The sequence below is a fragment of the Endozoicomonas acroporae genome (genome assembly GCF_002864045.1).
In the GTDB taxonomy this organism is placed as follows: domain Bacteria; phylum Pseudomonadota; class Gammaproteobacteria; order Pseudomonadales; family Endozoicomonadaceae; genus Endozoicomonas; species Endozoicomonas acroporae.
Window position 1 is genome coordinate 17,848 of sequence record NZ_PJPV01000080.1, and the last position, 23,334, is coordinate 41,181.

18 protein-coding genes and 1 pseudogene are annotated in these 23,334 nt (G+C 48.4%); 7 read left to right on the plus strand and 12 right to left on the minus strand.

The features are described 5' to 3' along the window. Nucleotides 1–35: 35 nt before the first annotated feature. From acnD to CX664_RS14070, 3 genes are all read right to left on the minus strand, one after another. The gene (gene acnD / locus CX664_RS14060) at nt 36–2,639 is read right to left on the minus strand and encodes a Fe/S-dependent 2-methylisocitrate dehydratase AcnD (protein WP_101747342.1); all 2,604 of its coding nucleotides are present in this window, start codon (nt 2,637–2,639) and stop codon (nt 36–38) included. 95 nt (nt 2,640–2,734) lie between these two features. Further along, on the minus strand, nt 2,735–3,874 hold the full coding sequence (gene prpC, locus CX664_RS14065) for a bifunctional 2-methylcitrate synthase/citrate synthase (RefSeq protein WP_101747343.1): 1,140 nt from the start codon (nt 3,872–3,874) through the stop codon (nt 2,735–2,737). 156 nt (nt 3,875–4,030) lie between these two features. Then, on the minus strand, nt 4,031–4,870 hold the full coding sequence (locus CX664_RS14070; protein WP_101747344.1) for an isocitrate lyase/PEP mutase family protein: 840 nt from the start codon (nt 4,868–4,870) through the stop codon (nt 4,031–4,033). 355 nt (nt 4,871–5,225) lie between these two features. Between CX664_RS14070 and CX664_RS25745 the strand changes: the two genes are divergently transcribed. Further along, on the plus strand, nt 5,226–5,897 hold the full coding sequence (locus CX664_RS25745) for a hypothetical protein (RefSeq protein ID WP_146000012.1): 672 nt from the start codon (nt 5,226–5,228) through the stop codon (nt 5,895–5,897). Between the two features lie 168 nt (nt 5,898–6,065). Then, nucleotides 6,066–7,466: an aminodeoxychorismate synthase component I gene (pabB, locus tag CX664_RS14080; RefSeq protein WP_101747369.1), complete on the plus strand. Its 1,401-nt coding sequence runs from the start codon at nt 6,066–6,068 to the stop codon at nt 7,464–7,466. 8 nt (nt 7,467–7,474) lie between these two features. On the opposite strand, the gene CX664_RS14085 is transcribed toward pabB, so the two are convergent. Further along, the gene (locus tag CX664_RS14085) at nt 7,475–8,302 is read right to left on the minus strand and encodes an alpha/beta fold hydrolase (protein WP_101747346.1); all 828 of its coding nucleotides are present in this window, start codon (nt 8,300–8,302) and stop codon (nt 7,475–7,477) included. A 156-nt stretch (nt 8,303–8,458) separates the two neighbouring features. Next, a pseudogene (gene thrH, locus CX664_RS27500) lies at nt 8,459–8,584 on the minus strand (bifunctional phosphoserine phosphatase/homoserine phosphotransferase ThrH); the annotation flags it as partial. Between the two features lie 138 nt (nt 8,585–8,722). Here thrH and CX664_RS14095 point away from each other — a divergent pair. Beyond that, entirely contained in the window at nt 8,723–9,031 is a 309-nt protein-coding gene (locus CX664_RS14095; RefSeq protein WP_244910670.1) for a hypothetical protein, read from the plus strand. 21 nt (nt 9,032–9,052) lie between these two features. Here CX664_RS14095 and cysB read toward each other — a convergent pair whose 3' ends face one another. Beyond that, nucleotides 9,053–10,027 carry an HTH-type transcriptional regulator CysB gene (gene cysB / locus CX664_RS14100; protein WP_101747347.1) on the minus strand — a complete coding sequence of 325 codons (975 nt, stop codon included), beginning with the start codon at nt 10,025–10,027 and terminating at the stop codon, nt 9,053–9,055. Between the two features lie 213 nt (nt 10,028–10,240). Here cysB and CX664_RS14105 point away from each other — a divergent pair, with 213 nt between their 5' ends. Next, the gene (locus CX664_RS14105; protein WP_101747348.1) at nt 10,241–11,011 is read left to right on the plus strand and encodes a sulfite exporter TauE/SafE family protein; all 771 of its coding nucleotides are present in this window, start codon (nt 10,241–10,243) and stop codon (nt 11,009–11,011) included. 371 nt (nt 11,012–11,382) lie between these two features. Then, nucleotides 11,383–12,453 carry a 3-deoxy-7-phosphoheptulonate synthase gene (locus tag CX664_RS14110; RefSeq protein ID WP_101747349.1) on the plus strand — a complete coding sequence of 357 codons (1,071 nt, stop codon included), beginning with the start codon at nt 11,383–11,385 and terminating at the stop codon, nt 12,451–12,453. A gap of 192 nt (nt 12,454–12,645) precedes the next feature. Here the strand turns inward: CX664_RS14110 and CX664_RS14115 are convergent, their stop codons facing one another. From CX664_RS14115 to nfuA, 3 genes are all read right to left on the minus strand, one after another. Further along, a complete protein-coding gene (locus CX664_RS14115) occupies nt 12,646–13,041 on the minus strand; it encodes a hypothetical protein (RefSeq protein ID WP_101747350.1) in 396 nt (131 codons plus the stop codon). A gap of 157 nt (nt 13,042–13,198) precedes the next feature. Further along, entirely contained in the window at nt 13,199–13,687 is a 489-nt protein-coding gene (greB, locus tag CX664_RS14120; protein WP_101747351.1) for a transcription elongation factor GreB, read from the minus strand. A gap of 90 nt (nt 13,688–13,777) precedes the next feature. Then, nucleotides 13,778–14,359, minus strand: a complete 582-nt coding sequence (gene nfuA / locus CX664_RS14125; protein ID WP_101747352.1) for a Fe-S biogenesis protein NfuA — start codon at nt 14,357–14,359, stop codon at nt 13,778–13,780. 172 nt (nt 14,360–14,531) lie between these two features. Here nfuA and CX664_RS14130 point away from each other — a divergent pair, with 172 nt between their 5' ends. Next, complete coding sequence (locus tag CX664_RS14130; RefSeq protein WP_101747353.1) at nt 14,532–15,347, plus strand: Rossmann-fold NAD(P)-binding domain-containing protein; 816 nt, start codon at nt 14,532–14,534, stop codon at nt 15,345–15,347. An 18-nt stretch (nt 15,348–15,365) separates the two neighbouring features. Here CX664_RS14130 and cysG read toward each other — a convergent pair whose 3' ends face one another. Continuing rightward, nucleotides 15,366–16,763 (minus strand): siroheme synthase CysG, encoded by a 1,398-nt coding sequence (gene cysG / locus CX664_RS14135; RefSeq protein WP_101747354.1) that lies wholly within the window; start codon nt 16,761–16,763, stop codon nt 15,366–15,368. A 397-nt stretch (nt 16,764–17,160) separates the two neighbouring features. Here cysG and CX664_RS14140 point away from each other — a divergent pair, with 397 nt between their 5' ends. Further along, the gene (locus CX664_RS14140) at nt 17,161–18,540 is read left to right on the plus strand and encodes an MATE family efflux transporter (RefSeq protein ID WP_101747355.1); all 1,380 of its coding nucleotides are present in this window, start codon (nt 17,161–17,163) and stop codon (nt 18,538–18,540) included. Nucleotides 18,541–18,554: 14 nt separating this feature from the next. Here the strand turns inward: CX664_RS14140 and CX664_RS14145 are convergent, their stop codons facing one another. Both CX664_RS14145 and CX664_RS14150 read right to left on the minus strand, forming a co-directional pair. After that, entirely contained in the window at nt 18,555–20,654 is a 2,100-nt protein-coding gene (locus CX664_RS14145) for a baculoviral IAP repeat-containing protein (RefSeq protein ID WP_180966498.1), read from the minus strand. 130 nt (nt 20,655–20,784) lie between these two features. Further along, nucleotides 20,785–23,232 carry a baculoviral IAP repeat-containing protein gene (locus tag CX664_RS14150; protein WP_101747357.1) on the minus strand — a complete coding sequence of 816 codons (2,448 nt, stop codon included), beginning with the start codon at nt 23,230–23,232 and terminating at the stop codon, nt 20,785–20,787. Nucleotides 23,233–23,334: the final 102 nt, after the last annotated feature.

The following is a 23,334-nucleotide window of genomic DNA, read 5'->3' on the forward strand; positions in this document are numbered from 1 at the left end:
GTGCTGACCCTGATCAAGGGCCAGCGTGAGAGCTGTCAGGCAGCGGCTTCGGATTCAAGGAAGTCCCTGGCAAAACGCTGCAGAACACCACCGGCATCGTATACGGATACTTCTTCAGCGGTATCCAGGCGACAGGTTACCGGGACCTCAACAGTTTCTCCGCTGGTACGGTGAATCAACAGGCTCAGTGTTGCTCCCGGCGTCCGCTCACCGACAACGTCGTAGGTTTCGTTGCCATCAAGACCTAATGTCTTGCGGGTTGTGCCAGCCTTGAATTCCAGAGGCAGTACACCCATACCCACCAGGTTGGTCCGGTGAATACGCTCAAACCCTTCTGCCACAATGGCCTCAACACCGGCAAGGCGAACCCCTTTGGCAGCCCAGTCACGGGATGACCCCTGCCCATAGTCCGCACCGGCTACAATAATCAGCGGCTGGCGACGCTCCATATAGGTCTCGATGGCTTCCCACATCCGTGTTTCTTTGCCTTCGGGCTCAATTCTGGCCAAAGAGCCCTGCCTGACTTCGCCATTAGCATCCAGACACATCTCATTGAGCAGCTTTGGATTGGCAAAGGTGGCCCGTTGCGCGGTCAGATGGTCACCACGGTGGGTGGCATAGGAGTTAAAGTCTTCTTCCGGCAGCCCCATTTTCGCCAGATATTCCCCCGCCGCACTGCTGGCCAGAATCGCATTGGAAGGCGACAGGTGATCAGTGGTGATGTTGTCGCCCAGTATCGCCAGAGGGCGCATGCCTTTCAGGGTGCGCTCACCAGCCAGAGCCCCTTCCCAATAGGGAGGACGGCGAATGTAGGTACTCATGGAGCGCCAGTGGTAGAGAGGACTTTCGGCCTGTTCCGCCTTGCCCAGGTCAAACATGGGAATATAAACCTGGTTAAACTGCTCTGGTTTTACGGATTCAGCAACAATTGCGTCAATCTCTTCATCGCTGGGCCAGATGTCTTTTAAGGTGATGGGGTTGCCATCCTGATCAGTACCCAATGCATCCTTTTCAATATCAAAGCGCACCGTACCGGCAATAGCATAAGCCACCACCAATGGTGGCGAGGCAAGGAAAGCCTGCCTGGCGTAGGGATGAATCCGTCCATCAAAGTTACGGTTGCCAGAGAGAACGGCCGTTGCGTACAGATCCCGATCTATGACTTCCTGTTGAATCTCCGGATCCAGTGCCCCACTCATACCGTTACAGGTGGTACAGGCGTAGGCGACAATGCCAAAGCCCAGTTTCTCCATTTCAGAAAGAAGACCTGCTTCCTCAAGATAGAGCTTGGCGACTTTGGAACCCGGGGCGAATGAAGACTTTACCCAGGGTTTCCGCACCAGCCCCAGCTCATTGGCCTTTCGGGCCACCAGACCGGCGGCAACCACGTTACGGGGATTACTGGTATTGGTACAGCTGGTGATAGCCGCAATGATGATGGCACCATCGGGCATTAAGCCTTCTTGCTCATCTTCTTTTTTATAAGGCCCTGCAACGCCACGACTTGCCAGCTCAGAGGTCGGCAAACGACGGTGCGGGTTGGATGGCCCGGCCATATTCCGGCAAACCGCAGAGAGATCAAAGGTCAGCACCCGCTCATAGTCGGCGGTTTTCAGATCATCAGCCCACAGTCCGGTGGTTTTGGCGTAATTCTCCACCAGGGCCACCTGCTCAGGCTCCCGACCGGTCAACTTAAGATAATCAATGGTCTGTTCATCGATATAGAACATCCCGGCGGAAGCACCAAACTCCGGGGTCATATTGGCAATGGTGGCACGATCACCAATGGTAAGATTGGCAGCCCCTTCGCCAAAGAACTCCAGGTAAGATGAAACCACTCGCTCATTTCTCAGGAATTCAGTCAGGGCCAACACGATGTCGGTGGCGGTAATGCCCGGCTGTCGCTGCCCTGTCAGCTCAACACCGACAATATCAGGAAGGCGCATCATGGAAGGACGGCCCAGCATTACCGTTTCCGCTTCCAGGCCACCAACACCGATGGCGATAACGCCAAGGGCATCGACATGGGGCGTATGGCTGTCGGTACCGACACAGGTATCCGGATAGGCGACACCATCACGGGCCTGGATAACCGGAGACATTTTCTCCAGGTTGATCTGATGCATGATGCCATTACCCGCAGGAATCACATCAACATTCTCAAAGGCAGTTTTGCTCCACTCGATAAAGTGGAAACGGTCTTCATTGCGACGATCTTCAATAGCCCGGTTCTTTGCCAATGCCTCCGGATCAAAACCGCCATATTCAACAGCCAGAGAGTGGTCAACAATCAACTGGGTTGGCACCACCGGGTTAACCCTGGCAGGGTCACCGCCCTGCCCGGCAATGGCGTCTCGCAATCCGGCAAGATCCACCAGGGCGGTCTGGCCAAGAATGTCATGGCAGACAACACGGGCCGGATACCAGGGGAAATCCAGATCACGCTTACGCTCAATGATCTGCTTCAGGGAGTCAGTCAGAGCAGCCGGATCACAGCGGCGAACCAGCTGCTCGGCCAATACTCTGGAGGTATAGGGTAAGGTGTTATAGGTGCCCGGCTGAATCGCTTCCACGGCTGCACGGGTGTCATAATAGTCCAGCTGGGTGCCGGGTAAGGGTTTACGAAAATCAGTGTTCATACGTCGAACGTCCACCGGGCAAATAATTTATTGTTATAAACTACACAGACCACAAAGAACACAAAGACAGCTTTTTTCTCTGGTGGTCTTTGTGGTTAATCGCGGTCTTCAATAGCCACCCATTCTGCGCTTTCCGGTCCGGTATAGTCGGCAGATGGTCGGATAATGCGGTTGTTAGCACGCTGCTCCATAACGTGAGCGGTCCAGCCAGCCACCCGCGAACAAACAAAGATCGGGGTAAACAACTTGGTAGGAATGCCCATAAAGTTGTAGGCAGAAGCGTGGAAGAAGTCGGCATTACAGAACAGCTTCTTCTCCCGCCACATGACCGCCTCAACACGCTCTGAAACGGCATACAGATACTGATCGCCCACCTGCTCAGACAACTTTCGCGACCACTGTTTGATGATGGCATTACGGGGATCAGACTCGCGATAAATGGCATGGCCAAAGCCCATAATCTTATCCTTGCGGGCCAGCATACCCATGATCTTCTCTTCAGCCTCCTCAGGGGAGCGCCAGTTCTCGATCATTGCCATAGCCGCTTCGTTAGCGCCACCGTGGAGCGGGCCACGCAATGAACCGATGGCGCCGGTCACACAGCTGTGAATATCAGAAAGGGTGGAAGCGCAAACACGACCGGTAAAGGTTGAAGCATTGAACTCATGCTCGGCATAAAGCACCAGGGAAGCGTGCATCACCTGAACATGGAGTGGCTCTGGCTTTTTGTTGTGCAGAGTCCAGAGAAACTGCTCGGCGATGGAGTCAGCATCGGTAGCAACATCAACCCGGACACCGTTGTGGCTGAAGTTGTACCAGTAGTTGATCATGCCGGGGAAAATGGCCAGCATGCGGTCAATATGATCATTCTGCTGTGAGAAATCCTGTTCGGTTTCCAGGTTACCCAGCATTGAACAACCGGTACGCATTACATCCATTGGGTGAGCATCTGCGGGAATCTGTTCGAGTACCGTTTTCAGGGCATCGGGCAGAGAGCGAAGGCCTTTCAGCCTGGTTTTGTAGGCGTCCAGTTCAGCCTGGTTTGGCAGTTTGCCATAAAGCAGAAGATACGCGACTTCTTCAAACTGGGCCCTATCGGCCAGCTCTTTGATATCGTAACCACGGTAAGTGAGGCCCGAACCGGTTTTGCCAACGGTACAGAGCGCGGTTTCACCGGCTGACTGACCACGCAAACCGGCACCGTTTAATTTTTTTTCCCCAGAGTTCGTCGACATAGTACTTCTCCGTTTTTTTATTTCTTGCACTTGCTGATTATCAGGGCACCAGAAGGTACCCGGTCATTATTGTTATTGCCTGAAAAAAGACTTCCCTCAAGTTGACTATAAAACTGCCGGGCATCGGTTAATCACGCCTTAGCAGCAGGCAGCAGTTTATGGGTTAAGGAACTCTTTGGTTCTCACCAGCTGTTCACGCTCCTGGAAGGTCATCATGCCGTCGGCGATAGCACCACTGTTACCGTCACGCCTGATCACCTGCAGTACTTCGCGCATCGCGGTCACTGCTGCCCGCTGCAGGTCAGAAGGGATAATGATCAGCTGATAGCCCATCGCTTTCAGGTCTTCAGTTGGTACCAGTGGTGTTTTACCGCTGTAGAACATATTAATCAGCTTGGGACCGGGAGCCTGTTTGGCAATGTCTTCAATCTGCCCGATGGTCTGTGGTGCCTCAACAAACAGCATATCTGCCCCTGCATCGACATAAGCCCTGGCACGATCCAAAGCATCGTCAAAACCGGTAACGGCAATGGCATCGGTACGGGCAATCACGGTGACCTCGCCGGCATACTTGCTGGCCACCGAGACTTTCTTACACATCTCGTCAACAGATACCAGAGACTTGCCGTCCAGATGCCCGCAGCGCTTGGGAAACTCCTGGTCTTCCAGGTGAAAAGCACTGACGCCCGCGTTGGCAAAAAGCTCCACAGTGCGTTTGACATTCACCTCGTTGCCAAAACCGGTATCCGCATCGGCAATGACTGGCAGTGAGGTGGCTGCCACGATCTGACGAACCCGGTCAACCACTTCCGTCAGTGTCAGCAAACCAATATCAGGCACACCGGTGCTGCGGGCAATGGCCCCACCACTGGCGTATAGCGCTGAGAAACCGGCTTCTTCACCGAGCCGGGCCGAAATACCATCGTAAACACCGGGAGCAGTGACAATGCCCTGCTCAACGATCAATCGACTCAAGGTATTATTCTTTTGATTCATGGCGTTACCTCTGATTCTTAATTCTTGATATAAAGAGCGTAAACAGCAGCATTATCTATGTTGCGGGTCCTGTCGACGTCATAGAGCATGGTTGCCAATATTTTAAACTGAGATATTTATACCGAACTTTACTCAGCACTTCTACCTGCATTGAAAACAACATATAACTAAATCAGTGACATATAGATCAAAATGGCTTATTAAAAAAACATCTCAGAAAAGCTGCATTGTGTTGAGCTAAAAGGCTAGGCTTGTTGTGCTGTAGAGTTTTTAGCTCACTCTGCCTCTTGACCTTTACTCCCTGTTAATCGCACGGGACTGAAGTGAACTCTTATAAATGCTAAGGAGTCATATCTTGGAAACGACGATAAAAAATGCATCTTATGCTTCAATACCTATGCAATCTCTAAACGAGGATAAAAAAGCTCCAAGTGAAAATTCAGAAGGATCTTTCAGAACCAGCAGTGGAAAAAGGAAAGTAGCTATTGCTCTCGGCGTGCTTTTAATCGGAGGCACGGCATTAGGGCTTTTGGCTGGATTTGGATTATTGAAGGGCGCTGAGACTAAGTTAACTCCAACTAAGCCACCTGGTAATACAACTTTGCCCTCGCTTGGACCTCAGGGTTCCGGTGACTACAACGATGGAAGTAGTACGGTCATGGAAGCAATGTCCACTTCCACCACAAGAATTATAGAATCCTGCACAGAAAACTGCCCTAGTATTCCAGTAGCTACCCCAAGTTCTTCCTGGCATACGCCTAAATTGGCCGACAACACCGACCAGCAACATTCCACCACAACAACAAACGAACCAAGTACTCCATATTCTTCCTCGCTAACTTCATCCTCTAAAGCACCAACATCCACTTCTTCTCAGGAAAAATCAGCATCCACAACTCCCAGCAGCTCCTCCCAGGAATTTACCTCCAGCGCAATAGACACTTCCCCACCCGTAACAAATCCTTCATATTCTTTGTTAGCATCTCAAAGCGTTAAGGTTCAAGCATCGGTAAGCCCTACCGGTTAAAATACTTTCGCACGGTTTTACGTGCACTTGTTGACAGGGAAGTTACACAGCTACAACCATTACAACAACCGATGATATTAGCACTTGATGGCTGGTTCATGGATTGCAGACGATGGCATAGTGCCCCGGCTCCAGTTAAAATGCCGACTGTTTTGTTCGGACACCTGTATGAAGACGCTGACAATTCTGGAACTGGAATATAAAGACGATACCAGTCTCTACTTTGAACATTTTATTCACCTCCCTTATCCCTGTTTTCTGGATAGCTCGGTATTCGATGGAAAACAGGCAGTCTATAAAGATCATTCCAGCCGTTATGACATTATGACCGCAGCTCCAGAAATGCACTTCACCTTCACCCCGGAAGGTGATTTGATGATTGAAGATCTTATTCAACAAAAAACAGAAACTGTTTCTGGAGCTGAACCTTTTGCGCAATTGCCAAAACGGCTTAATGCCATGAGCAAAGTCGACAATGCCGGCTTGCCTTTTGTTGGTGGCATGGTTGGTTACTGGGGATATGAACTGTGTGAACACCTTGAGCCGGACCGAATAGCCCATCGAGACAGTTCAACACCGCTGATGTCCGTCGGGCTCTATCAGTGGGCGCTGATCTGTGATCATAAGGAACGACGGGCCTGTCTGGTGTTTCATCCGGATATACCCGAATCATTGAAAACTGAAATTCTGCAAGCTATTGACCATAAAGTCAGGAAGTCAGACCGTTCACCATTCAAACTGCTCGACAGATTCACCCCGACACAAACCCCGGCTGAATACCAGTGTGCATTTCAGCAAATTCAGGACTACATTGTGGCGGGAGATTGCTATGAGGTGAATCTTACCCAGCGTTTTACTGCGCCCTATAGCGGCGATTCCTGGGAAGCATTTAAAAAGCTCAGAACCATCACCAAAGCGCCCTACTCTGCGTTTATTTCACGTCTTGACCTGAGCATTCTCAGCCATTCCCCGGAGCAGTTTATCCGGCTGAAAAACGGTCATGTTGCCACCAAGCCCATCAAGGGTACCCGTCCCAGGGGCCACTCTCCTGAAGAAGACCTTGCCATTGCTGAGGAGCTACAACATAGCCAGAAGGATCAATCGGAAAACCTGATGATTGTCGATCTGCTGAGAAACGATCTTGGTAAGGTCTGCAAGACAGGTACCGTGTCAGTACCCCGATTATTTGCCCTGGAAAGTTATGCCAACGTGCATCACCTGGTCAGTACAGTGAAAGGCCAACTGATGGACGATTATGATGCATTTGACCTGCTGGGAAGCACATTCCCCGGCGGTTCGATTACCGGAGCGCCAAAAATACGATCCATGGAGATTATCAGGGAGCTGGAACCGGTAGCCCGCACTGTTTACTGTGGCTCCATCGGCTATATCAGCTGTGATGGCAATATGGATACCAGTATCACTATACGGACGATTCTGGCCAAAGATGGCGAATTGCACTGCTGGGGAGGTGGAGCGATTGTTGCTGACTCTGACTGTGAATCGGAATATCAGGAGTCCATTACTAAAGTAAAAAATCTGATGAATACTCTGGAACGGTTTTTGTAAAAGAGTTCTTAGCGGATACACTCAGGCAGTGTGTTTAAAAGTTCTGGCCACTGCCTGATCCAGCCGATCAGATGATCCGCTTCTACCTGAAGGATATTAATGCAGGATTGATCTACCAATGTCCGGGCATAATGCTGACTGACCTCAACAGGAACAATATCATCTCTGGACCCGACAAAATGAATTTGGGGGATATCGGATAAATGGCTGCTAAAAGACTCAGGATTCAGAGCTGTCGGCATGTCTGAAACACCGTGATAGCGATTAAGGTAGCGGGGAGCAAGATTACCCGCTACGGTTCTGACAGAAATCACATCGTTCCTGTTAGCGGCCAGCAGTAGAGCAATGCTTCCGCCTCCGGAGTAACCGATCAGTTCAAGCTGTCGGTAGCCGCCGTTTTCTTTAAGGGATGACACCACAGAGTTCATAGTCTCAACCACCTTTTTGTTGTAACGCCCAAAGGTCCATACCCTGCTATTGCAGTGGCCATTCATCTTGTACTGGCAAGGTTGTCCGAGATAGGCAATATCCGGTGATGTATCGTTCAGCATCAGGTGATGAACCAGTCGATTCGTCGGCGTAGGATCCATAGATGGTCGGTTAGATCTCAACCATGCCCGGCCATCCCCTTCAATATAGATGCGCAGTGTGTCGCTCAACGGCTGTGACGGAGCCAGGGTGTAAACCGGCCAATAGCACTGATCATAAATGGTGGCAATCAACCCCTGGCGATACGCATCCGGGCTGACTTCAGGAATTTGCAGGCGACTCTCACAGCCAAAAATCAAACAGGCTACGAGAACGGCAAAGATATTTCTTAAGTTGGTTTTACGCATTCAATATCAGCCCGGGTATTCTGCAAAAGCTGAATACCACGTTATATGAATGGCAATATCAGTTATATATTTTTATTGTAAACAAGAATCCATTTGAGCAGCCCCTGATCAAGTGCGCATTATTCCTCAACCCCGTGCCGCAAGCAAAGCTGTGCACAGATCATCGTAATCGGGAATATCACGTGTCGTTGCCCTGAGTTCGTCAATACCGGTATGGGTAGCAAATTCAATCCAGATTTCCGGAATCAGTACACCTTCAAGGTCAAGACAGACGACATCTATTGGTTATTCTCTCTTTGATGGTTAGACTTATTGCGGCCTGACAGGCTGGTTGAGAATATAGCATAAACGCCTATGAATATAGATATTGATTCTATTATCGACTAAATAGCCGCTGCTACAATAAACCACCACCGGCAAATGAAAACCATCCCCCGGGAGAACTGGATTATGAAAATCACCATGGTCAAAAAGATAATGGCCGATGGCAACCTCTGCAAAAAATGCCAGGAAGTGCAGGAAAGACTGGAGAGTTCAGGTCATATCAATCGCATTGATCAATTTGTCACCGCCGTTGATGGCGACCCGGACAGCACAGGTACTTTACTGGCAAATTTGTACCAGGTAGACAAAGCACCTTTTTTCATTGTTGAAGAAGAAGGCAGCGAGCCAGCGATTTACACCATCTATTTCAAGCTGGTAAAGGAAGTACTGGAAAAAGCGGCTTGAACCAAGCCGCTTATAAGGTAGTTACTGGTTTGGTAGCTGAACATGTGAAAAGAGCTCATCCACTTCCGCCTTGTTATGACGAAGGATTGCTTCCTGAACCACATCTTTGGTCAGGTGAGGGGCAAACTCTTCAATAAAGTCGTACATAAATCCACGCAGGAAAGTACCACGCCGGAACCCGATCTTGGTAATGCTTGGCTCAAACAGGTGATCAGCATTCAGGGGGACAAGGTCTGAATCCAGTTCAGGGTCGTAAGCCATTTTGGCAATGATCCCGACGCCCAGCCCAAGGCGCACATAGGTTTTAATCACGTCAGCGTCGGTGGCAGTAAATACTACCCTGGGGGACAACCCTTCATTCATAAAGGCTTCATCCAGCTTGGAGCGACCTGTAAATCCGAAAACATAGGTGACCAGGGCATACCGGGCAATATCTTTCAGGCTCAATTCAGATACCTGGGTTAGAGGATGATCCCTGGGTACAAGAACACAGCGATTCCAGCGATAGCATGGCATCATCACCAGATCATTGAACAGATCCAGTGCTTCCGTTGCGATAGCAAAGTCAACGGAACCGTCTGCTGCCATTTCGGCAATTTGGATGGGAGTACCCTGATGCATGTGAAGGGCAACATCGGGATACTGACCAATAAACTGCCGGATAATCCCCGGCAGGGCATAGCGAGCCTGCGTGTGGGTTGTGGCAATGGACAGACTGCCCTTTCGCTCGTCACTGAATTCCTGGGCAACCTGCTTGATCGACTCAACTTTTCTAAGGATCTCACCGGCTGTATCAATGATTTTCTCACCGGCCGGGGTAATGCGGGTGAGATGCTTGCCACTTCGGGCAAAAACCTCGACGCCAAGTTCATCTTCCAAAAGCCGGATTTGTTTGCTTATACCGGGCTGAGAAGTGTATAGACTCTGCGCTGTAGCTGATACGTTGAGATCGTGGTGGGCGACCTCCCAGATATAGCGCAGTTGTTGCAGCTTCATTGATGGCCTCCGGTCGGGCAGGTTGTGCTGACAAAAATGTGTAGATTGAAACAGGATCCGTTAGTTCTATAAAGCATAAAAGAATGACATTAAATTCTTTTCCAGAATACAAGCCAGTCAATATAGTTACCAGCGAATCATCAATTTTTAGTCAATATTTTCAAACATCGCCTTGGCTAGTTATAACTTTAGACCATAGATTTTGGGATGCTTATGGATTTTCTAACATATATTGCCACCGGTGCCGGCGTTGGTTTTGCGGTTGGCCTGACAGGTATCGGCGGCGGTTCATTGATGACACCACTGCTGTTAATGTTTGGCTTTCCGGCTCATATCGCCATTGGAACGGATCTGATGTATGCAGCCATTACCAAGTCAACCGGAGTCATTGTCCATCATCGTCAGAAAAGTATTGACTGGACACTGGTCAAAACGCTCTGTGCTGGCAGTCTTCCTGCCACAGTCCTGACAATTGTGCTGCTCAAGTTTTTTTTTGACAGAAGCGCTGATTATAGCCCGATCCTTACACTATGCCTTGGGATAATGTTAACCCTCACTGCGCTGTCGCTATTTATGAGTCCTTTTTTGAAAAGAAGACAGCTCTCTGGTGTTTCGATGATTCCACAGAAATATCAGACGACATTAACATTTATTGCCGGTATTTTCCTCGGGGTTCTGGTCACACTTTCATCGGTGGGTGCCGGAGCGCTGGGCACTGCCGCTATTGTCCTGCTTTATCCGCTGCTGAAACCCGTCAAGGTAGTGGGTAGCGACCTGGCTCATGCGGTACCGTTAACCTTGCTGGCAGGCTTTGGCCATATCTGGCTGGGTAATGTTGATTTTGTGCTGTTAGGCAGCCTGCTGATTGGCTCTATCCCTGCTATTTATGTTGGAACCCGTGTCGGCATGAAGCTACCGGATACCTTCATGCGCATCATATTGGCCATTATTTTGCTCGGACTGGGCCTGAAATACCTTTTTTAACCCTATCCAGGGTTGCAGCACTGTGTCAGTTTGAATAAAGTGGAAAACCCTCACCAGGCCAATGGAAAACCCATGGTTACCAGGGCTTTAAGTAGTTGGCCAAATGGAATCGTATATTTCTGGCTAAGTGGGCAGTTACTATGCAAGGCACAACGAAGGGTGTATAGCCTTAGCTATGTGACCGAAGTTGTAACGCCGCAGAGTGACTGACCAATTAGTCAGAAAATACGATTTCATTTGGTTAACTACTTATACAGGGTGAGGTGACTATCTGTCAGTATGGGTGCCATATTTTCATCTGGCATCAGGGGCATCAGGCCACTGATCAGGAGATTTTAAACCAGTCTTATTAAAAAAACGGGACCGCGCACATGGCTGTATTACCCATTGAAGACCTTAATATTCAATCTCAGGAAGTTCTGTTGAGTCCGGAACGCCTTAAGGCTGTGATTCCGATGACTGAGGCAGCAGCAAAAACGGTTTCTGAAAGCCGTGAAGTAATCAGGGATATTCTCGATGGCAAAGACCATCGCCTGTTTGTGGTCATAGGCCCATGCTCAATCCACGATGTTGCTGCGGCGAAAGATTATGCCCAACGGCTGAAAGCCCTCAGTGAAGAGCTGAAAGACACATTGTATCTGGTGATGCGCGTCTATTTTGAAAAGCCAAGAACCACGGTGGGCTGGAAAGGCCTGATCAATGACCCGCATTTGAATGACTCATTTAAAATTGAAGAAGGCCTGCATATCGGTCGCCGTCTGTTAATGGATGTTGCCGAAATGGGCATTCCTGCCTCTACAGAAGCACTGGACCCGATTTCGCCTCAATATCTTCAGGACCTGGTTGCCTGGTCTGCAATAGGAGCCAGAACCACTGAGTCGCAGACTCACCGCGAAATGGCCAGCGGCCTGTCCTCGGCCGTTGGCTTTAAAAATGGCACCGATGGCGGATTGGAAGTTGCGATCAATGCCCTGCAGTCTGTTTCCAGTCCACACCGTTTTCTCGGGCTGAACGGCCAGGGGCAAGTGGCTGTTACCCATACCAGAGGCAACCCCTACGGCCACATTGTTCTGCGTGGTGGTAACGGCAAGCCAAACTACGATTCTGTCAGTGTTGCACTGTGTGAAAAGGCGCTTGAAAAAGCCGGCATCAAGCCAAATATCATGGTGGATTGTTCCCACGCCAACTCCAATAAGGACCCTGCCCTGCAACCGCTGGTTATGGAGAATGTGACCAACCAGATCATTGAAGGCAATCAATCCATTGTCGGTCTGATGGTGGAAAGCAATATTGGCTGGGGCAATCAGAAAATGACTGATAACCTGAACGATCTGCAATACGGCGTTTCTATTACTGATGCCTGTATTGACTGGAAAACCACGGAGAAGACGCTGCGCAGCATCAGGGATAAATTGAAGGATGTTCTGCCGGGTCGTCGCTAGGAGGCTGTCCGAGAATAGACTGCCCTACTGCGGCGACAGCAAATTGGTCTAAAAATCCGCTTTTATTCGGCAAATAGCCCCGCTATTCACCTCACAAAACCGAATTTTTATCCTCAATTTTCTGTCGTCCTCGCTACGGGCGCTATTCTCGGACAGCCTCCTAGTGCAGCAACTGGCAGATCTGATTTTTACTCACATAAACAGCTCGATTTGCTCGGGCTGTTCTTCTATTGCGGTGATCATTTTACCCTCTTCAACCTGAACAGGCTCAACCACACCCGGAAGCGATAACTGAGTATCCGGTGGTGTAAAGATCTCCATCGTCTGCTTTTTGCCATAACTGACTTTACGTTCCACCGGCATATTACTGATTCTTCGATCAAGAATCGCTGAACAGATCATGCAGACAGTGGATAGATGGCCATTAACCAGCACCTCGTAGCGACAGTCACTGTTCAGGACTTCGGTACAAAGCGTACGGTCACTTCTTGACTCAATATCCAGATTTGCCTCAACCAGATGGCGCACAGCACTGCCGTCTTCGGTGACAAAAAAATTGGATAAAATGGCCTGTTTATAACGCTTCACAGTTCCGTCGGACTACCGGGTGAGTAAATGAGCTTGGGATTTCAAAAAGGCGGGAAAAGATACACCATTATTTCAGAGAGTTATACCGATATCTTTACCCTTTTCTCAACAGGCGGTAAAAATACCATTAATAAAACATGAAAAACCATAGCTTTCCCTATTCAACATCAGAAAAAGGCTGATATTGTATTTTATTGATCAACCAGATCTTGCGTCCACCCGGTGCATTGACCACCACTTCATCGTCTACCTGACGCCCAACCATTGCCCTGGCCATGGGGGAATCGATGGTAATGTGGTTGTTTTTCACATCTATCTCATCGGCACCCACTATACGACAATGGAGTATTTCACCTTCTTCGCTTTCCAGCTCAACCCAGGCACCGAAAAAAGCCTTGCCTTCCTGCTCTGGCGAATAATCGACAACCTTCAGGATTTCAAGCCGCTTGGTCAGGTAGCGTATGCGTCGGTCAATTTCCCGGAGCTGCCGCTTGCCCTCTTTATATTCTGCATTCTCACTGCGGTCCCCAAGCGCTGCGGCCTCAGAAACAGCCTGCGTGACTTCAGGGCGCTTAATTCGCCACAGATACTGAAGCTCCTGCTCAAGATTTTCTTTCCCGGCACGGGTAATAAGGGGAGACTTCATAGGGGGGCACCGAACACCAACGGTAAAATTGAAACAACATTGAAAAAACGGAGAAAGGAAGTGGATGCCACCTCCCTCTATTGATCTGCCTTATTTGTAAAAAGCATTCTCAGTATTACTGTGATCCGTCACATCGCGAACGCCTTTCAGCTCCGGAATACGCTCCATCAGTGTTTTTTCAACACCATCCTTGAGGGTCATATCGACCGCAGCGCACCCCTGGCAACCACCGCCAAACTGCAGAACAGCAATACCATCATCCAGTTCCACCAGGGATACCACGCCACCGTGGGAAGCCAGCCCGGGATTCACTTCCATTTGCAGGAAGTAGTTGATCTTCATATCCAGAGGGCTGTCTTCATTAACGTTGGGCATCTTGGCGTTGGGTGCCTTGATGGTCAGCTGACCACCCAGCTTGTCTTCAGCAAAATCAACCACCGCTTCTTCAAGAAATGGCTCACTGGTGCCTTCAACATGGCAGTTGAAATACTCAAGCTCCAGCGTCAGATCACCCTCTTTCTCTTCCCCTGGCTTGCAATAGGCCAGGCAGGTTTCCGCATGAGGCGTGCCGGGGTTGCTGACAAACAGGCGTACACCAATCCCCTCAACCCCCTGTTTTTCTAATAATTGGGCAAGATACTTCTGTGCGGCTTCAGTGAATGTAATGTTCAACGCAACACTTCCTCTATTAACTTCAGGGCTATTCTATGTCATTGGGGCGCTTCAGAGAATCCCTACCTGGCAACTCGGTTATTCAAAACGGTTTCATTTAAAGAGACAATCGGAGAGAATAGTTCGCATTTGCAATTCATCGTCCTTTTCCTCGACAAGCAAGAGACCGATAATGAAAGAAACCATCAGCATTCTGGGTTGTGGCTGGCTGGGCATGCCATTGGGCGAACGACTGGTGAAAGATGGCTATCCAGTCAAGGGATCAACCACCCGGGAGGAAAAGCTGGAAGCTATTTCTGCGGTTGGCATGAAGCCTTATATTATCGGTCTTTCACCAGAGCCTGAGGGTGATATTGACTCGTTTCTTGCTACCGATATTCTCTTTATCAATATTCCACCCGGAAAAGGCGATGGCCAACCCCTCTTTTACCTTCGCCAGATGAAGGCACTGCTTAACCGCATTGAGCAGTCCCGGGTTAAAAAAATTATTCTGATCAGTGCCACCTCCGTTTACCCGCAAAATAACGTTGAAGTAACGGAAGACGATGCCGTTCGCATTGAGTCTCCCTTCTCTGATACTGCCTGGCTGGATATTGAGCAGCTGTTCACGGACCATGACGACCTGAAAACCACGGTGCTTCGCTTCTCAGGCCTTATTGGCGGTGAATATCAGCCAGGGCGCTACTTTTCCGGCAAAGAGCTGGGCGGCGCTGATGATCCGGTGAATATGATACACCGGGAAGACTGCCTGCAAATCATCGGGCAGATCATTGCCAAAAACCTGTTTGGGGAAATTTTCAACGCCTCCGCAGATGCGCACCCTACCCGTCGCCAGCTCTATACCAAGTCCTGCGAAATCATGGACATCGAACCCCCGATCTTTATCGATAAACCCATGCCTTACCGACTGGTGAATTGCGATAAATTGAAAAAAGCGCTGAACTATCAGTTTGTTTATCCGGACCCGCTGGAAGCGCTGGAAGTCTGATTTACAGGCTTCTGGAACTTATTGTTCCAGAAGCGTCTCATTGTTATACCAGCTTAAGGTCTCATGAAGCGTCACCACGCTGCCCACAATGATCAATGTGGGGGCCCTTACCGTTTCTGACTCAATAATCGTGTTAATGGTTGCCAGGGTGCCCTTGAACACCCGCTGGTTCCGGGTGGTACCCTGTTGAATCAAGGCAATGGGCGTCTGTGCATCCCTGCCATGATCCATTAACTCCTGGCAGATACGGGGAAGCCCCAGCAACCCCATGTAGAACACCAGCGTTTGACCGGGGTCCAGCATTTCCTGCCAGTTCAGGGCGTAGCCACCATCTTTCAGATGCCCGGTGACAAAGCGGACAGACTGGGCGTGATCCCGGTGCGTCAGGGGAATACCGGCATAACTGGCACAGCCGGAAGCAGCAGTAATACCAGGCACCACCTGGAAAGGAATACCCTCACTGGCCAGCGTTTCAATCTCTTCACCACCACGCCCAAAGATAAAGGGGTCGCCGCCCTTCAACCGCAAAACCCGCTTGCCCTCTTTAGCCAATGCAACCAGCAGGGCATTGATTTCTTCCTGGGGTCGTGTGTGTCGATCCCGCTTTTTACCAACGTAGATATAATCGGCATCCCTACGACAAAGTGCCAGAACATCTTCAGACACCAGCCGGTCATGCAGCACAACATCGGCCTGCTGCATTAACCGCAGCGCTTTAAATGTCAGCAGGTCTGGATCGCCCGGGCCTCCACCCACCAAATACACTTCGCCGGTTTTCTGCTCCGATGTGTTGGCCAGAGTCTGTTCAATCAAACTACGTGCCCCCTGCAGATCACCTGCCAGCGCCTTTTCCGCAGCAGGCCCTGCCAACACGTTCTCCCAGAAATACCGGCGGTCATTGATCTCACTGAACCGGGCCTTGACCATATCGCGACACTCACCTGCCAGTGCCGCCAGACGGCCATATCCACGGGGCAACAGCGTCTCCAGTTTCTGCCGCAGGAGACGGGCCAGAACCGGTGCTTTACCACCGGTGGAAAAGGCAACCACCACCGGAGAGCGATCAACAATCGCCGGCATTACCGCATTACCGGCTTGTGCGTCATCCACCACATTAACAAACAGCTGTCGCTGCTGTGCCACCCTGGCTACCTGGCGGTTAACAGCCTCATCGTCCGTTGCCGCAATGACCAGACAAACATCGTCCAGGTGATGATTTTCAAAGGGTTTTTCCAGCAATTGGTGATCACCGCTGGCAAGAAACTCACGAATTTCTGCTGATATCTCTCTGGCCACCACTCGAATATTGGCACCAGAGGCGTTGAGAAGCCTGATTTTACGCAGGGCGATATCGCCACCACCCACCACCAGACAGCGCTGGTTACGTACCTGTAGAAATAATGGCAGATAGTCCATGTTTTTCTCGTTATTGATAAAGCTCTGTTGACATACGCATGCAGGCCCGGATTATGTAAGCCTGCGGTCCGACTGACTGGACCATGGATGACAGGATTTTACCAGCATACGACAGAATAAATATAACAATGTTTTCTTATCTTCTATTATTAAAAGTTATAAAAAGCCGGGAGCTGGACTGAGGATAGGGAAAAATCCGACTTCCCACTTATACGACTATAAGAGTACAGTTGATAGTAAATATGACGATATAGCTTTTTATACTGCTGTTGCATCACTCCGACATAACCATAAAGAGAATGCTATACAGTTCATGGCTGTTTATATCCGAATGAGACCACTCCCCTCTTTCACGGATGGAAACGCGCTTCAGGCCCCTATCATTGTTAGTCGCTTTATGACCAGTCAAACTATTGAAAACCCAGCCCCAAACAGGGACTTCCTGCGCAATCTCTGGCAATTGGCACTGCCTATATCCCTGCAATCCATGATGTTCTCAATGCTTGGATTGATCGATATCTTCATGGTCTCCATGCTGGGTGAAACAGAAGTTGCTGCGGTAGGCATGGGCAACCGGATTTTCTTCTTTAACCTGATTCTGATCGCTGCCCTGGGCAGTGGCATGAGCATTCTGGCGGCGCAGTATATCGGTGCCCGAAATATGGATGGCTTGCGCAGGACGCTGGTTCAGACGATCATTGCCACACTGGCCATCACCACCCCATTTGTCATTGTCTACCTGCTCTTTCCAGAACAGATCATGGGCCTGATCAGTGAAGATCTCACGCTGAAGGCTCTGGGCAGCAGCTATCTATTCATCACGGCCCCCTCCTTTCTCTGCATAGCGGTCACCATCCCGCTGGAAGCCCTGCTGAGAACCAATAACGACGCAAAAACACCGACACGCATCGGTTTTATCACCATTCTTATGAATGTGCTGTTTAATTATCTGCTGATCTATGGCCATTTTGGCTTTCCAGCCCTCGGGGTTGCCGGTTCTGCATGGGGAACAACCATTTCCCGGTTGATTCAGGTGGGCTTGCTTATCTATTACATCCTTGAGGTTCGCCCGGGGCTCAAACCGGTAAAAGCTGACCTGTTGCAATGCAAGAGTCGTAAACACTGGATGAAATACATCGGCATCTGTGTTCCCATGCTGATTCAGGACGGCCTCTGGTCATTTGGCCTGGTGCTTTACAACCTGATGTTTGCCCAGATGGGGGTTGTTGAGCTGGCGGTGATGAGCGCCATCTCTTCCGTCGAAGGCGTGCTGATTTCCCTGTTTATCGGGTTCGCTATCGCTACCTCAATCATACTCGGGAAGGAGCTCGGCGCTGGAGAATTTGAGCTGGCCTGGAAACAGAGCCGTTATTTTATGCTGGTCGCCCCGGCCACCGCCCTGATAATCGGCGTTGTCACCCTGATTTTCAATGAGCAGATCGTCGGAATGTTCGGCAAATTTCAGGGTGACACCTTGAAAATGGCCAGTGAAGTGCTGATTATTGCCGGATTTGCCCTATGCATCCGGGTCATCAACCTGACCGGGATTGTTGGTGTACTGCGCAGCGGCGGCGATGTGAAAGCCACGGCAGCCATCAATATTATTGGTATGTGGTTTGTCGGTGTACCGCTGACCTGGGCAGCGGTGAACATCTGGCATTGGCCACTGCATCTGGTGTTTATCTGCGCTCTGATGGAAGAAGTGACTAAAGCGATTCTGGTCCTTTACCGGGTGCTGGCAAAATACTGGTTGAAGAATCTTACAGTTGAATGCTAACCAGCCCGGATATTTCATAACCTGGATGTTTGCTGAAGAATCTCCGCCCAAAAAGAGTCCACCTTCTCGCTGATGAATTGTTCAAGATCCTCATTCATGAACCTTCTGCGAGAATCTGCAACGCCAGCAGCACCTTCAATAATCTCCTGCTCAGAGAGTCCCGGGGTTTCCGGGCTGTACTGTTCCAACAATAACTCGGTGTTGCTCTCTGTCTTACCATGCCAAACTGAAAATTCAGCGTTTCCCTTTCTTAAAAGATCAAGTAATTGAGGCTCGGTTTTAAACATGTCAACAATATAATTCTGAAAATCGGCTTTATTCCTGATGCCGCTGATGAATTTTCTTTCAATTTCATCCATCACTTCCGGCTTCAGTTTACCAATTTCTCCAAAACGCTGATAAACATGACTCTCCGGAAATTGACAAATACTTCGGGAAAATTGATTCTTGATACGCCCTCTTATCTCAGTGGATTCACTGGCTTCAACAAGTAGAGTTCCATCACTCTTGCTTGTAGTAGACATGGCTTTGTAGAGTACTGACTCATTAAAAAATAATTTTAACTTCTTCAACAAGTCGAATATCTGAACAATATCATGCCCTGCCTCCAGTTCCCGCCTGATATTAATGAAAGCCATTCTGGTTTTGATTTGATCGATGATTTCCGAAGTATGATCCTGACAATCACGGTCATAAGCAGCGTTAATCATCTCAGTGATTTCAGCACCGGTATCTGCCCGCAGATCTTCCGGGAGTGTTATCAGATGTTCCAGGATTTGTAATAAGCTCAATTTAAGCTGATTGTTTCGGTCTCGGGCTGCATTCACTTTTTCATGCAGCCTGTCTATTGCGTGGTGAAGTTCAGAATCAACGGGAAAGATACTGTGTAATTCCAGCTGGTATCTTTGAACATTGCCTTCGATCGCAGAGGTGGCACCAGACTGATACTGACTTTGCCAGCCCCAATTCTGTTGGGCATGTTGAGTATGAACCCTGTTTTGACGCAGAATTTCACGTACAGTCATTCCATCCACCAGTGTTTGTCCATTATACAAGTTAAACACCGCTTCCCGCTCGGATCTTGCAGCCTCTTCTTGTTGCCATTGATGATCACTCACGGGTAAAGAATACAAATGCGGATGACTTTCCAAAGGTTGGGCCAACCGGTGTTGCTGTTCGGGTCGTAACTGTTGCTGGCAATCTTGAATAAAATGTTCGCCCTTGTGTTCCTGCAAAAAAGAGCATTTCGGGTAAAGTCTGGCATGAACCTCATCGATGGTACTAACTCCCCACTCCTGTTGCCACTCTCCAATGGAGCCTCCGCAGGAGAAACAGGATATTTTTTCTTCATTCAGTGACAAATAAAATCCTGCATCGGATAGTCTAAGGGCATTTCTATTACCATGAGGAAAATCATCCAGGAATTCTACACACCTGGATGCATGGTGCTTAGAGAAAGAGTACATTCGCTCTGTCGCACATGCCATACGTTGGTTATAAATCGTAGCAACTGGTTCCACGTCAGAGGGTACCGTTTCAATATCATTAATTTGATGGTTATCAATGGAAACAGTTCGCTGTCGGCTACCTGATGATGGTGCCAGTAAATGATAGTCGCTGCCTGATGCTTCGACCAATTGCGTTTGATCCGATGATGCGGCTACATTTAATGTCTCTATTTCATTAGCCAGCAAAAATACTTGCTGAATACATTCATTCGCATGGATCAAATTCCTTAGTTCAGCATCCTCAGGGGGAATATCGATACCAGGAAGATACACTTCGGCGCTACCCCTGAAGTTATCCATAAAAGACTGTATCTGGAGCAATTCCCTTAGCGAAGTAAATGTATGAGTATAGCCATGAATAGTAACTTTATAAGTTCTTACCGGCTGGTGTTGATGACTCTGGAAACCTGCAGCTCGTGGATATGAGCACTCAGGGAAATCAGCACCACCAACAGCCCCCTGATCAGATAATAAATAATTGTTCGAGCTGGCAATCGACCTTACATCGTATAGACGATACCTCGAACCATCAGGGTTACTATTAATCGCCTCATTCCCATGAACAGTTCTCTGTGTAAGCTCCCCGGGTGTGATATGATCCATCATGATTCTCCTTGAGTTCATTATGACCGTTAAATATTTGAACAAATTGATTGATAATAGTGTTTTAGATTTCAAATGTAGCTATCAAAATGGTTAGATTGACTAACCATTTTAATGATGTCCGGGTTAAACATTACCGGGATGTTTCTCGAATAATCTCATCCCAGAACATGTCCAGCTTCTCGCTGATGAATTGGTAAAGATCTTCACGCATGAACCTTGCACGAGCATCTGCAACGTTAGCAGCACCTTCAATAATCTCCTGCTCAGAGAGCCCTGGTGTATCGGGACTGTACTGTTCCATCAATAACTCTGCGCTACTCTCTGTCTTGCCATGCCAAACTGAAAACTCAGCATTTTTCGTTATTAAAAGATTAAGTAATGCCGGATCCGTGTTAAACATGTCCATAATATAATTTTGAAAATCGGCCAGATTCATAATACCGCTGGTGAATTTTCTTTTAATTTCAGCCATCACACTAGCTGGCTGCCTGCCAACAGTGCCGTAACACTGTGGAATTTGATTCTCAGGGAATTGGCAGATACTTTGGGAAAACAGATTCTTAATGTAACCTCTTATTTCAGTGGACTCTCCGGCCGCAATAAGTAGATTACCAGTTAACCCCCTTGTAGTAGACAATACACTGTAAAGTACTGACTCGTTATAAAATAATTTTAATTTCTTCAGCAGGTTGAATATGTGGACAACGTCAGACTCAAACTCCAGCTCCCGATTGATATCAATCAAAGCCATTCGAGTCTGGATTTGATCAATGATTTCTGTTGTATGATCCTGACAATCCCGGTCTTCAGCAGCGTCAATAATCGAAGCAATTTCAGCGCCTACATCTTCCGACTGATCTTCTCGAAGTGCCAATAGATTCTGCAAGACTTGCAATAATTTTAATTTAAGCACGTAGCTTTGGTTCTGAGCGGCATTAACTTTCCCATGCAACCTGTCCATTGCATTGTGCAGCGCTGAACCAGGAAGAAAGCTACGGTGAAATGCCTGCAGACATCTTTGAACATTGCGTTTGATAGAATAAGTGGCATCTGCCTGACTCTGTCTGTCACAACTGTGTTGACCAGCTTGATTTTGTGCCCGTACAAATTCATGTAACGTCATTCCGTCCAATCGCGCTCGCCCTTCACGCCAGTCGGATAGAAATTTATAATAGTCCACTTCTACCTGTTCTTGCTGCCATTGATACTCATCCAAAGGTAAGCGATACAAATGTGGATGACTTTCCAAAGATCGGGGTAACACACGTTGTTCTGCTTGTGTTAATTGTTCTTGGCAGGCTTCGATAAACCATTCACCTTTTTTTTCCCGCAAAAAAGAGCACTCAGGGTAAAGTCTTGCATGAACCTCATCAAGGGAGCGCACGCCCCACTCCTCTTGCCACTCTTTAATTGAACCTCCGCAGGTGAAACATAACAGCCTTTTTTCCACCAGTGACAAATAAAATCCAGCATCTGATATTTTAAACGCACTCTTATTGCCACCAGGAAAATCACGTATAAACCTCATTTGCCTGACTGCACCATGCCGAACGATAGAGTTTCTTCGATCGTTACTGTTTACCATATATGGGTTGAAGATTGTAGAAATCAGCCCCGCATCAGAAGCTACGGCATGATCAGCACCATTACCAGAATTAGTGGTTGGTATCGCAGTCATATCATTAATTAACAGAAACGCATTGAACCGATCCTGCCTATTGATAATAAAGTGCTTCAGTTCAGTATTGTTAGAAGGAATATCTGAACTTACATTGTATAACTCAGCATTATCACGAAAGTTTCGTAACAGTGTCCGATCCGATAATAACGCAGCAATCGAATCAAATTGCTTATCTTCTCCATGAATATGGCAGAAATAGCGGGTAGTGCTGTTAACATCAGAAGCAGGATTTGAGCTTTCCGAAGATAGTGCAGGCTGGCAATACTGCTCTGGTGATCTCTGACCACTGATCGAATTCAACCGACGGTTTTCACGGGCAACCATTCGCTGCAAGCCACTGTATGTTGCCGGTAAACGATAGTCATCTGACCTGTATCCACTGGCTGATGCCTGTTCCGTCAAATGTGTTTGATCCGCTGATGTGAATACATTTAATGTTTCTATGTCATTCACCAACAAGAATACTTGCTGAACACGAGCATTCTCAAGAATCAATGTTTTGAGTGCGCTATCCTCACGGGGGATATGGACATCAGAAAGATATCTTCCGGTACTCGCCCTGAAGTTATCCATAAAAGGCTGAATCTGGAGCAGTGACCGTAGCGACTTAAATGTTTTAGTCTGGCCATTAATGATAAATTGATAAGAACTCACCGCCTGATTCTGGTGACTCTGAAAACCTGAAGGAAGGTCATATTCATGACCAGAAGAATCAGTATTAGCAACAGGCTGCTGGTTACCCGATAAATAATTGCCTGATGTACTGGCAATTGGCCTTACAAGGTATGACTGATATCTCGAAACAGCCGCCGCATGGGCATTATAAACATCAGATTCATTATCACTGCCCGGATCAACAGTTGTCTCTACGGGATCCCTCGCGGAAAGATTATTCACCACGCTCTCCTTTTGTTCATGACTACCGTTATTTTTGAACAAAGTTGATTGATGATAATACTTTAGATGTAAATTAAGAAGGTGAAATCAAACGTTCCACCC